At 73.3% G+C, this 11624-nt stretch carries 10 protein-coding genes and 1 pseudogene; 5 read left to right on the top strand and 6 right to left on the bottom strand.

Translation table 11 applies throughout. The annotated features are described in order from the left end of the window. Positions 1-1945, bottom strand: a 1945-nt coding sequence (locus tag VFW79_RS01690; RefSeq protein ID WP_329675582.1) for a proton-conducting transporter membrane subunit, incomplete at its 3' end; no start/stop codon positions are given. Between the two features lie 142 nt (positions 1946-2087). Here VFW79_RS01690 and VFW79_RS01695 point away from each other — a divergent pair. Further along, the gene (locus VFW79_RS01695; protein ID WP_329675583.1) at positions 2088-4313 is read left to right on the top strand and encodes a (Fe-S)-binding protein; all 2226 of its coding nucleotides are present in this window, start codon (positions 2088-2090) and stop codon (positions 4311-4313) included. A 13-nt stretch (positions 4314-4326) separates the two neighbouring features. Here the strand turns inward: VFW79_RS01695 and VFW79_RS01700 are convergent, their stop codons facing one another. Continuing rightward, positions 4327-5229: a GGDEF domain-containing protein gene (locus tag VFW79_RS01700; protein WP_329675584.1), complete on the bottom strand. Its 903-nt coding sequence runs from the start codon at positions 5227-5229 to the stop codon at positions 4327-4329. Between the two features lie 258 nt (positions 5230-5487). On the opposite strand from VFW79_RS01700, the gene VFW79_RS01705 reads away from it, so the two are divergent. Both VFW79_RS01705 and VFW79_RS01710 read left to right on the top strand, forming a co-directional pair. Beyond that, complete coding sequence (locus VFW79_RS01705) at positions 5488-6039, top strand: RNA polymerase sigma factor (protein WP_329675585.1); 552 nt, start codon at positions 5488-5490, stop codon at positions 6037-6039. Next, positions 6036-6836 (top strand): hypothetical protein, encoded by an 801-nt coding sequence (locus VFW79_RS01710; RefSeq protein ID WP_329675586.1) that lies wholly within the window; start codon positions 6036-6038, stop codon positions 6834-6836. The genes VFW79_RS01705 and VFW79_RS01710 overlap by 4 nt, the downstream gene beginning before the upstream one ends. A gap of 112 nt (positions 6837-6948) precedes the next feature. Here the strand turns inward: VFW79_RS01710 and VFW79_RS01715 are convergent, their stop codons facing one another. The 3 genes from VFW79_RS01715 to VFW79_RS01725 form a co-directional block, all read right to left on the bottom strand. Continuing rightward, positions 6949-7404, bottom strand: a complete 456-nt coding sequence (locus VFW79_RS01715; RefSeq protein WP_329675587.1) for a hypothetical protein — start codon at positions 7402-7404, stop codon at positions 6949-6951. 124 nt (positions 7405-7528) lie between these two features. Next, positions 7529-8083 (bottom strand): hypothetical protein, encoded by a 555-nt coding sequence (locus VFW79_RS01720; protein WP_329675588.1) that lies wholly within the window; start codon positions 8081-8083, stop codon positions 7529-7531. Positions 8084-8233: 150 nt separating this feature from the next. After that, on the bottom strand, positions 8234-9898 hold the full coding sequence (locus VFW79_RS01725; RefSeq protein ID WP_329675589.1) for a bifunctional 3'-5' exonuclease/DNA polymerase: 1665 nt from the start codon (positions 9896-9898) through the stop codon (positions 8234-8236). 73 nt (positions 9899-9971) lie between these two features. Between VFW79_RS01725 and VFW79_RS01730 the strand changes: the two genes are divergently transcribed. Together VFW79_RS01730 and VFW79_RS01735 are read left to right on the top strand one after the other, a co-directional pair. Beyond that, the gene (locus tag VFW79_RS01730; RefSeq protein ID WP_329675590.1) at positions 9972-10826 is read left to right on the top strand and encodes an alpha/beta hydrolase; all 855 of its coding nucleotides are present in this window, start codon (positions 9972-9974) and stop codon (positions 10824-10826) included. An 85-nt stretch (positions 10827-10911) separates the two neighbouring features. Then, complete coding sequence (locus VFW79_RS01735; protein ID WP_329675591.1) at positions 10912-11259, top strand: VOC family protein; 348 nt, start codon at positions 10912-10914, stop codon at positions 11257-11259. Positions 11260-11290: 31 nt separating this feature from the next. Here VFW79_RS01735 and VFW79_RS01740 read toward each other — a convergent pair. Continuing rightward, positions 11291-11624, bottom strand: a pseudogene (locus VFW79_RS01740) (alkene reductase); the annotation flags it as partial.

The following is an 11624-nucleotide window of genomic DNA, read 5'->3' on the forward strand; positions in this document are numbered from 1 at the left end:
GTCGGCGCGAGCGTGCGGCGAGGATCGCGGAGGCGACGATCATGACGCCGAACACGGCCTGCGCGGGCTCGTCCCAGGCGCGGACCGAGGCCGGCAGGGCCGTGGTCGCGAGCAGCGGCAGCCCGACGGCCGCGGCGAACACCACGAGGATGAGGCCGAGGTAGACGGGCAGCGAGCCGCGCTGCGTGAACGCGGTGACGTTGCCGGCCAGGTCGTCGAGGCGGCGCATCATCCGGCGGTAGACGCGGTCGGCGTCGGGCGCGCGGGACACCACGGCCTGGAGCCGCTCGATGGGCCGCCGTCCCCAGAACGCGGCAAGGCCCGCCACGAGGACGAGCAGTGTGAGCAGGAGGGTCGGGGTGACGCCCGCCCAGAGCGTCAGGTGGCCGGGTGCGCCAGGGTACGGGTCGGCGTGCGGCTCGAGCAGGTTCTGGCCGACGCCGGGCAGGAGGGCGACGAGCAGCCCGAGGACGGCGAGCACGAGGGGCGGGACGAGCAGCACGAGCGCCGGGCGTGAGATCGGCGCAGGCTCCGCGGGGGCCTCACGCTCGACCGGGCGCGGGCTGGCGGCCGCGGCTCGGACGCCTCCGACGACCCCGCTCTCGACCGCGTCGGCAACGGGCGGGTGGATGACGCTCGCCTTGGTCGCGAACGCACCCCACAGCAGCCGCAGCCCGTACGCGACAGTGAGCACCGAGCCGACGACGACGGCCGCGAGGACGGTCGTCCCCACCCAGGGACCACCGATGACGTGCGCGTGCGCGATCGCCTCGAGCGCGGCCTCTTTCGCGACGTACCCGGCGAACGGCGGCAGCCCGATCATCGACGCGACCGCGAGCGCGGCGACCGTCGCGGTCACGGGCAGCGCGCGCCCGACGCCCGACAGCCGGCGCAGGTCACGCGTCCCGGTCGCGGCGTCGACCACGCCGACGACGAGGAACAGCGCCGCCTTGAACATCGCGTGCGCGCCGAGCAGCGCGAGCCCCGCGAGGGCCGCCGCCCGCGTGCCGAGGCCGACGAGCAGGACGAGCAGGCCCAGCTGGCTGACCGTCCCGAACGCGAGGACGAGCTTGAGGTCGTGCTGGCGCAGCGCGCGGTACCCGCCCAGCAGCATCGTCCCGCACCCGAGCGTGAGCACGATGACCTGCCAGACGGCGAGGTCGGCGTACGCGGGCGCGAACCGCGCGACAAGGTACACGCCGGCCTTGACCATCGCCGCGGCGTGCAGGTACGCGCTCACGGGGGTCGGCGCTGCCATCGCGGCGGGCAGCCAGAAGTGCAGCGGGATGAGCGCCGACTTGGCCGCCGCACCGACGAGCAGGCAGACGACCCCGGCGGTGACCGCGGGTCCGTGCGGCGGGTTCGCGAGGGTCGCCGACAGGCTGTGCGTCCCGGCGGCGTGCCCGATGAGGATGATCCCCACGAGCATCGTCAGCCCGCCGGCCGTGGTGATGACGATCGCCTGCATGGAGGCGCGCCGGGCGACCTTGCGGTCGTTGTAGTGGCCGATGAGCAGGTACGACAGGACCGTTGTGAGCTCCCAGAACACGAACAGCAGGAGCGTGTCGTCGGCCGTGACGAGCCCGAGCATCGCGCCCGCGAACGCCACGAGCACGCCGCCGAACCGGCCCAGCCCGGTGGCGTTCACGGAGAAGTACGCCGAGCAGTAGACCAGGACGAGCGCACCGATCGCGCTGACGAGCAGGGCCATGAGCCACGACAGGGTGTCGAGCCGGAACGCGAGCTCGATGCCGAGCGTCGGGATCCACTCGACGACCTCGACCGGCCCGTGACCGGCCGCGACCTGGCTGGTGTGCGCGAGCGCCCAGACCGCCGCCGACGCAGGGGCGAGCGCGAGGACCCAGAACGCCTTGCGGCCGAGCCGGCTGACCAGGACCGGTGCGCACAGCGCTGCCGCGACGTGCACGGCGAGCAGCAGCAGCACGTCCGCTCCGTCCTGTGGTGGGCGGGTGGTCGGTCGAGGGGTGGGTCGTCCCGGCGGCGAGGCGGGCGGGATTGGTGGTCAGGGTATCAATCGCGTGGTCACCGTTCGGTGGTGAGCTGTCGGCACCGGATAGCGTGGCGCCGTGAACGCGCTCCAGATCGCCTGCCTGGTCCTCGTGGTCGTCTCGACCGTCGTGGGCGTCGCCGTGTTCACGCGGGGCGTGATCGCGATCGTCCGGACCCTGCAGATCGGCGCGCCGGCCCCCGAGCGCTGGCGACCGATCGGTCCGCGGCTGTGGCTCGTCGTGCGCGAGCTCATCGGGCACGGGCGGTTCCAGCACCGGCCCGCGATCCGGGTCGCGCACTGGTCGGTGATGGTGTCGTTCCCGATCCTCTTCCTCACGCTCGTGAGCGGGTACGGGCAGGTCGCCGACCCCGAGTACTCGCTGCCGATCCTCGGGCACATGCCACCGCTCGAGTGGGTCACCGAGGGCATCGCGTGGCTGTCGTTCGCGGGGATCCTGGCGCTCATCCGGGTCCGGCTCACGCGCCAGCCGCGCGCGAAGGCTCCCGAGTCCGTGCGGCGGGCGTCCCGGTTCTTCGGCTCGAACCGCGGGCAGGCGTACTTCGTCGAGGCCACCGTCGTGCTCGTCGTCCTTGCGGTGCTCGTGCTGCGCGGGCTCGAGTACGCGCTCGCGGCGCAGGACCCCGCGACGTCGCATCTCGCGAGCATGTGGCACTTCCCGCTCACCTCCTGGTACGGCTCGGTGTGGGCGTCCGCGCCGCACGCCACGCTCGAGACCGCCGTCGTCCTCGCGGCGACCGTGAAGATCCTGGTGTCGATGTCGTGGTTCGTCGTCGTCGGCCTCCAGCCCACGATGGGCGTCGCGTGGCACCGGTTCCTCGCCGTCGTGAACGTCTACGCGCAGCGCTCACCGCGCGGCGAGGTCGCGCTGGGCCCGCTGCAGCCGGTCCTCGTCGGCGGCGCGCCGCTCGACCTGGCCACGATCGAGGCCCTGCCCGACGACGCGCGCCTCGGCGTGCGTGCCATCGAGGACTTCACGTGGAAGGGTCTGCTCGACTTCTCGACGTGCACCGAGTGCGGGCGCTGCCAGGAGCAGTGCCCCGCATGGGCGACCGGCAAGCCGCTGTCCCCGAAGCTGCTCACGCTCGCGCTGCGGGACCACGCCGCCGCGACGGCTCCGTACCTGCAGGCTGCTCGGGCCGCGGGCAGCGCCGACACGGCCATCGACGACTCGCACGCGAACATCGACCTCGTCGCCTCGGGGGTCATCGACCCGGACGTCCTGTGGGCGTGCACGATGTGCGGCGCATGCGTCCAGCAGTGCCCCGTCGACATCGAGCACGTCGACGCGATCGTCGACATGCGCCGCTACCAGGTGCTCATGGAGTCGGCGTTCCCCAAGGAGCTCGGCGGCACGTTCACGAAGCTCGAGCGTCAGGGCAACCCGTGGGGCCTGCCCGCGCGCGCCCGACTCGACTGGGCCAAGGGCCTGCCGTTCGACGTCCCGGTCATCGGCGCCGACGTCGACTCCGCCGCGGACGTGGACTACCTGTTCTGGGTCGGCTGCGCGGGCGCCTACGAGGACCGCGCCAAGAAGACGACGCGCGCGGTCGCCGAGCTGCTGCACACCGCGGGCGTCTCGTTCGCAGTCCTGGGCGACGGTGAGTCGTGCACCGGCGACCCCGCCCGGCGCGCGGGCAACGAGGTCCTGTTCCAGATGCTCGCGTCGGGCAACGTCGAGACGCTCAACGAGGTCGGCGCGACGACGATCGTCGTCACCTGCGCGCACTGCTTCAACACCATCGCACGCGAGTACCCGCAGCTCGGGGGTCGCTACGACGTCGTCCACCACACCGAGCTGCTCAACCGCCTCGTCATCGAGGGCCGCCTGACGCCCGTGGCTCCACCGGTGCCCGACGGCGCGACCGCCCAGCGCGTGACGTATCACGACCCGTGCTACATCGGCCGCCACAACCAGGTCTACGAGCCCCCGCGCGAGCTGCTCGGCGCCCTGCCCGGCGTCGAGCTCGCCGAGATGCCCCGCAACCGCGAGCGCTCCTTCTGCTGCGGCGCCGGCGGCGCCCGTATGTGGATGGAGGAGACGATCGGCACCCGCATCAACGCCAACCGCGCCGACGAGGCCATCGCGACCGGCGCCGAGGTCATCGCGACGGCGTGCCCGTTCTGCACGGTGATGCTCTCCGAAGGGGTGGCCGCGCACGCGGGCTCGCCGCAGGCGACGGGGGGCAACGGCGGTGCACCGGTGCGCGTCGGGGTGCCCGAGGTCGTGGACATCTCCCTGCTGCTTCTCGACCGCGTCCGCGCCTCGGCCGACCCCGCCTGAGCCGCCGACCGTCTCAGTCGGCCGGGCTCGCAGCCCTCGCGCCCGATCGACGGTCGCGCTTGACGACGTACATCGCGGCATCGGCAGCGGCGACAGCCGCGGCAGCGTCGCGCTCCGGCTCGGCGACCGCCGACCCGATGCTGGCCCCGCACCGCAACGTGAGCCCATCGAGCGCGATCGGCTCAGACATGAGCTGGTCCAGACGACAGGCGATGAGGCGGGTCTGATCCGGCGGGCACTCCTGGACGACGACGAACTCGTCGCCGCCGACCCGGGCGATGACGTCGGCGTCCCGCACGGCGTCGTGCAGGCGGCGGCCGACCTCTTCGAGAACCGCGTCCCCGACCGCGTGGCCGTGGGCGTCGTTGACCGCCTTGAACCCGTCGAGGTCGAGGTAGGTGACGACCAGGCTCGTCCCGGACCGGCGCGTCCGCGCCAGAGCGGCCGTGAGCAGCTCGTCCAGCAGTCGGCGGTTCGCGAGGCCCGTCAACGCGTCGCGCAGCGCGAGCCCCCGATAGGTCTCCTCGCTGGCCGCCAGCCGGAGCTCGGCGTCACGACGCTCGGTCACGTCGCGACCGACGGCCAGGATGTGCGGGCCGTCCGGTCCGGGCAGGTAGCGGTCGGTCCACTCGGTCCACCGGTCTGCCCCGGTGCGGGTGATGTGGTCCTGCAGGAAGTCGGTCTCCGGCCCGAGCCGCGCGAGCTGGTGCACCAGGCCGAACCGCTCCCCGGGCGTGAGCAGCGTGTCGAGCGGGCGTCCGACGAAGTCGTCGGGCTCGCCGCCTTTGGCCAGGGCCCACGCCCTGTTGCAGTAGACGACGACGCGATCGTCGAACCGGTACCAGACGATGCGCTCGGTGAGGAGGTCGAGGACCTGGGCGAGCGGCGCCGTGTCCATGCCGCTGTAGGCGGTCATCGGCGCCTCCCGTCAACTCACTCGAGCACGTCGCCTCATCGCAGCTGACGTTCGCGTGCCCATCGGCACGCGGACCACCATCGCAATGGGTTGAAGGTCCCACAACAGCAACCGACTGGTCGGAGTCGACGCAGCTCGGGTCCCCCTGCACGTCAGGTGCTGTTTCTCCACCAGGCGAGGCGGCCGGGTGAAGTTGTCCCACGGCACGTCTGGTCCGCACGGTGAAACGCTGGGCCCCGTGCCGGACATGTACTGGGTGTGACGAGACTCGTGCCGGACCGGGAGCTGCGCTTCCGCGCGTTGTACGCCGACGCGTACGGGGACGTGCTGCGGTTCGCTCAGCGCCGCGTCGACCCGTCGCGCGCGGAGGACGTCGCCGCCGACGCCTTCCTCGTCGTCTGGCGGCGGTTCGACGAGGCTCCGGCGAGGCCCGACGACCTGCGGGCGTGGATCTTCGGGATCGCCCGCCACTGCCTCCTCAACGCCTACCGCGGCGACGGACGACGCGACGCGCTGGCCGTTCGGGTCGCCGAGGGCGCACCGTTCGCCGCGATGACGGACGGGCTGGACGCGGACCTGCTCGCGCAACGGCTTGATCTGGCCGCGGCGTGGCGACGCCTGAGCGACACCGACCAGGAGGCGTTGGCGCTCACCGTCTTCGAGGACCTCACGTCACCGCAGGCGGCGTCGGTGCTCGGCATCACCGCGGCCTCGTACCGCCTCCGGCTGCTCCGCGCCCGACGCGCCCTGCGCCGCCAGCTCGAGCTCGCCGACTCCTCGTCTGACGTCGAGATGGAGACCCTGCCATGAACGTGCACACCGAGTCCCTGCTGCGGTCGCTGGACGCTGCGCCCGAGCCGCTCACCGACAGCGAGCGGCACCGCGCGACGGCCTCGCTCGAGCGGATCATCGCGGCTCCGCCGTCGGCCGGTGCAGCGCAACCGGCAGCCCGCCCGCGCCGCCGCCTGATCCTCGTCCCCGCGGCAGCGCTGGCACTCACCGTCGCGCTCGTGGTCGTCCAGACCGTGCGGTCGGACGACCAGGCGTTCGCGTCCTGGACCGCCGTCCCGGCCACTGTCACCAACCATGACCTGGACGCGGTGGCCGCCGCCTGCCAGGACAAGCTGCGCGGCTCGAGCATCGACCTCGGCAGGGCCCGCGTCGCGCTCGCCGAGCGACGGGGTGACCACGTGGCCCTGCTGTACCGGACCGACCAACCGGACGTGTCAGCGGTGTGCCTGGCGCGCAACGCATCGGGATCGACCCGGGTCGACGGCGCCGACGCCGCAGTGGGTGGCAGCACCGGTCCCGCGCTCCAGGCTCCACCAGAGGGCTACACCCAAGGCTTGGTGGCGCAGCTCGACGGCGCCTCGGTCACGGATGGCGGGGTAGGAGCCGACGTCGTGGGCGTCACCCTCCATGCGGGCACCCTCACGGTCGAAGCCTCGGTGCGGAACGGCCGGTACGCGGCCTGGTGGCCGGGCGACGCGTTCCGGATGGCCGTCCCCCCGATTGGCGAGGGCAGCCCCGAGCTGCTGCTGACCTACGACCTCACCCTGCGGGACGGCACGGTCATCCACGACGCCCAGCCGACCCGCCCCTTCTAGCCAGCGGGCGGCCAGGGCCGACTACGCCGACCAGGTGCACAGAAGCGGGCTCCCGAGTCAGTTCCGGGAGCCCGCTCCTGCGTGACGACGATCGCGTCGCCGACGTGCCTTGTCAGCCCTTCTGCGCGTCGGCCGCGGTCTTCGCCTCGGCGGCTGTCTTGGTGTGCCCGGACACGTGCGAGCTGATCACGGTGAAGGTCTTGCTGACCTTGACCGTGACGCGCTGACCATCGGTGGTCACGATGCGGGCCCGGTAGGAACCGTGGGCATCGAGGACGATGTGGCGCACTGTCGCGCCGGGGTACTTGGCGAGCACCGCGGCCTTGACGCTCGCGATCTCAGCGGCCGTCAGTGCGGTCCCCCGCGCGTGGTGGCGATGCGACCTGTGGATGGTCGGGGTCGTCGGGTCGGCCGTTCTGGTGGCACTTGTCGGGGTGTGGGTGGGGCCGACGTCCGACGCGCTGGCCATCGGAGCGGCGAGCACCATGCCCCCGGAGATGAGGGCGGTGCCGACCAGGGCTGCGATGCCGTAGCTCGTGCGACGTGAGATGCGTGTGCTGGCTGTCATAGGGCTCTCCTAGCCCGGCCTCCGGGCGGAAGCCGATGTTCCGAGGTTCCGACGTCAGCCTTGACGGGCCCTGCGCGGCCCCTGGCATTCCTCTGGGAATGCACAGATCTGGCTTCGCGCACGGTCAGGAAGGAGGAGTAGCTTCCCGCGGCCCGCGTGGCCCCGAGATCGCGGCGAGCAGGAACAGCAGCCCGACCAGGATCAGCGGCACCGCCACGACCCCGGACGATCCGCCGAGGTGGAGGCCACCGCCGCCGCCGCGCACCGCGCGCGCCACGATCTCGACGACGGGCGCCATCCCCGCGGCCACCAGTAGCCAGCCACCCAGTCGCGCGCTGCGCAGGCCAAGGAACGCCAACGGCACAGCGACCACGAGGGCCGCGATCGCCACGACGGGACCCGGGCCTCGCGCGACGGACTCCGAGCCTCGCGGGACGACGGTCACCATGGCCTCGACCACGGCGAACACCAGGAGGACGGCGACGGCCACCCCGAGGAAGATCGGCGCCAGCCTCGGCAACCGCACGACGAGCATGCTGAGGACGACCTCGGCGACCACGACCGTCACGCTGATCGAGACCCCGGCGACGCCGCCCGGGTCCGTGAGCACCTCACCGATGACCCACGCTGTGCCGATCGCCCCGTAGACCATCATCAGGACGAAGGCGACCCGCGCCATGATCGGAGCGCCGGACCACATGGCAATCACGACCTCGAGGCCTCACGCACCCGGACCTCGTCGGCCGGATGGCGGACGTGCGGCCTTTGTCCCCACTGTCCTCTTCGCGTCCTCGGAGCGCCGGGTGAACTGGGCTGACGACTCGAGCCGTCACGTGGCCTGGTCGTAGCTGTCGACGACCGACACGTCGAGGGCGAAGTCGACGGGCGAGTCCCCGAACAGCAGGCGCCCGGCCTCAGCGGCAGCATCTCGGACGGCTGTCGCGACCTCGTCGGCCACGGCAGCCAGGGAGTGCACCATGACCTCGTCGTGCAAGAAGAACACCAGGTGCGGCCGGCCGTCGACGGCCAGGAGCCGACGACGCAGAGCGGCCATCCAGCACAGCGCCCACTCGGCGGCCGTCCCCTGCACGATGAAGTTGCGGGTGAACCGTCCCCAGTCGCGCCCGCGCCGCCGCGCCGCTCGCACGTCGTCGGCCCCGGCCCCCTCGCCGGACGCCGCCCGGAGCTCGGCCTGCCACGCCGCGTCGGGCAGCGGCGAGGAGCGACCGAGCCACGTCGACACGACCTCGCCCCGCTCCCCCGCGCGCGCCGCGGCCTCGACCATGCCGACCGCATGCGGGTACGCGCGGGTCAGGCGCGGCATGAGCACGGCGCTCGCGCCGGTGGTGGCGCCGTAGATCGCGCCGAGCATCGCGTACTTGGCCTCCTGCCGGGTCGCGACGATGCCGGCGTCGACGACACCCTGGTACAGGTCCGCCTGGCGACCCGCGGCGGCCATCGCCGCGTCGCCGGACATCGCCGCGAGCACGCGCGGCTCGAGCTGTGCGGCGTCCGCGACCACCAGGCGCCACCCCGGGTCGGCCCGGACGGCCCCGCGGATGCTCGCGGGCAGCTGCAGCGCACCGCCGCCGCTCGTCGCCCACCGCCCGGTGACGACGCCTCCGGGCACGTAGTCGGGCCGGAACCGGCCGTCGTGCACCCAGGCCTCCATCCAGGCCCACCCGTTGGCGCTGAGCAGGCGCGCGAGCTTCTTGTACGCGAGGAGCGGGACGGTCACCGGATGGTCGAGCGCGCGGATCTCGCCCGTGCGCGTCGTGGTGACGTCGAGCCCCGCGGACCGCAGCGCGCGCAGCAGGTCGGGCTGGGAGTCGAGGTTCAGCGCGGGCTGGCCGAGTGCGCTGCGGACCTCGTCGGCGAGGGCCTCGAGCCTGCTCGGACGGCCGCCGCCGCGCGGACGCTCCCCGAGCGCACGGGTCAGGAGCTCGTCGTGGGCCTCGACGCTCCACGGCATGCCGTCGTGGCGCATCTCGGCGGCGATGAGCGCACCGGTCGACTCGGCTGCGAGGAGCAGCCGCAGCCGGCCGGGCTCGATCGACCCGGCGACGGCCGTGAGCTGGGCCTGCAGCTCGGCGAGATGGTCCGGACCGTCGTCGCCGCCGATGGGCTCCTCCCCCGGGTCGTCGAACAGGCTGACCTCGACCGGGCCGGGGGCGCCCGCACGCGGACCGTCCCAAGGGCCGCTCGGGGCGAGGGCGAGCGCCGAGTCGGCGCACCGGGCGCTGCCGCGCAGGATCGCGTGGCACAGCCGCAGGTCATGGCACCGCTCGACCCGCACCCCGGCGGCGAGCAGCGACGGGTACCAGCGGGCGGTGTCGTCCCACACCCAGCGGGGATGGGCGGCCTCGCGGCCGGCGACCTCCGCCGCGAGCTCCGGCGCGGCGACCTCGACGCGTGCGAGCGGCCGCCCCTCGGCGCCGACGTCCTGCAGCGCGACGACGCGCTCCGGATCACCGGTCACGAGGACGAAGGACACGGTCCATTGTCGCGGCCGGCCCCGACACGCGACGCGCACCCGGTGTGGGCGCCGAACCTCTAGCCTCAGAACCGTGGTGACGGAACGCGAGCTGCACCTGAGCGACGGCCGCACGCTGCGGGCGTACGACTCCGCGGCCGACGCAGCCCCTGACGCCCTGACGATCGTCTGGCACCACGGCTCGCCGCAGACAGGCGCGCCGCTCCCGCCGCTGCTGTCCGCCACCGCGGCCCGCGGCATCCGACTCGTCTCGTACGGGCGACCCAGCTACGGCGGCTCGAGCCCGTTCCCCGGTCGCGACGTGGCGTCCGCGGCGAGCGATGTCGCGCAGATCGTGGACGCGCTCGGCATCGCCCGGTTCGCGACGATGGGCGCCTCCGGCGGCGGTCCGCACGCGCTCGCCTGCGCCGCGCGGCTCCCCGATCGGGTGACCGGTGTCGTGTGCCTCGCGGGCATCGCGCCGTTCACCCCAGCCTTCGACTGGTTCGCCGGCATGGCCTCCGACGGCGGCCTGCGAGCCGCGGCTGCCGGCCGGGACGCACGGGCGCGGTACGCGGAGTCCGACGAGTTCGATCCCGACAGCTTCATCGCCGCCGACTTCGCCGCGCTCGAGGGCGACTGGGCGCCGCTGGGTGCCGACTCCGTGCGCGCCGGCGAGGCCGGCCCCGACGGGCTGATCGACGACGACGTCGCGTTCGCCTCCCCGTGGGGCTTCGACCTCGCCGCGGTCGCAGCTCCCGTGCTCGTCGTGCAGGGCGGTCTGGACCGGGTCGTGCCGCCTGCGCCCGCCGACTGGCTGGCGCGGCACCTCCGGCGGTCCGAGCTCTGGTACCGGCCCGACGACGGCCACGTCTCGATCCTGCGCGAGTGCCCGGCCGCGATGGACTGGCTCGTCGCTCAGCAGGCGACGGCGCGTCCGGCTGACTGACCAGCAGCGCTCGCTACGGTGCCGTCGTGAGCGGCCGCAGCTGGTCGGCGATGGTCGCGACGTCGTCCCCCGCCAGCCTCGGCGGATGATCGGACGCATCGACGAGGTCGTCATCGACTGCACCGAGCCCCGCCTGCTCGCGGAGTTCTGGGCGCAGGTCCTGGGCGGCGACGCCCGCGAGCGCGACACGGCGTGGTGGTACGTCGACCCGCCGGGCTGGACGCGGCTGTCGTTCCAGCTGGTCCCCGAGCAGAAGTCCGTGAAGAACCGACTGCACCTGGACGTCGAGGTCGAGGACATCGCGACGGCGACAGCCGCGGCCGAGGCGCTCGGGGCCCGCCGGGCGGGCGGCGTGCATACGGGCGGCGCGGGGTCGTTCCAGGTGCTGCTCGACCCCGAGGGGAACGAGTGGTGCGTGGTCCGCCCGGGTTGACCACAGGTCGACCCGGGCGGATCGGAGGCTCTCAGACGAGAGCCGGGTAGTCCGTGTACCCGACCGCGCCGCCGCCGTAGAACGTCGCGGGGTTGGGCTCGTTGAGCGGGGCGCCCGCACGCCAGCGGACCTCCAGGTCCGGGTTCGCCAGGAACTCCCGACCGACCGCGACGACGTCACCCAGGTCGTTGTCGAGGATGCCCGCGACGTCCTCGAGGGACGTGACGGAACCGAACCCGGCGTTCACGATGATCGGGCCGCCGAACCTCCGGCGCAGGTCCTGGACGAGGTCGGACGACGGGTCGGCGAGGATGCTCAGGTAGGCCAGGCCGAGCGGGGCGACGGCGTCGACGAGGTTCTCGTAG

The organism is Cellulomonas sp. (genome assembly GCF_036279715.1).
Taxonomy (GTDB): domain Bacteria; phylum Actinomycetota; class Actinomycetes; order Actinomycetales; family Cellulomonadaceae; genus Cellulomonas_A.

Coding starts and splice junctions, on each gene's coding strand:
- VFW79_RS01720 (WP_329675588.1), bottom strand. CDS start 8,083: ATGGCGCGGGTCGCCTTCGTCCTGATGATGGTCTACGGGGCGATCGGC.
- VFW79_RS01710 (WP_329675586.1), top strand. CDS start 6,036: ATGAACGTGCACACCGAGTCCCTGCTGCGGTCGCTGGACGCTGCGCCC.
- VFW79_RS01700 (WP_329675584.1), bottom strand. CDS start 5,229: ATGACCGCCTACAGCGGCATGGACACGGCGCCGCTCGCCCAGGTCCTC.
- VFW79_RS01715 (WP_329675587.1), bottom strand. CDS start 7,404: ATGACAGCCAGCACACGCATCTCACGTCGCACGAGCTACGGCATCGCA.
- VFW79_RS01735 (WP_329675591.1), top strand. CDS start 10,912: ATGATCGGACGCATCGACGAGGTCGTCATCGACTGCACCGAGCCCCGC.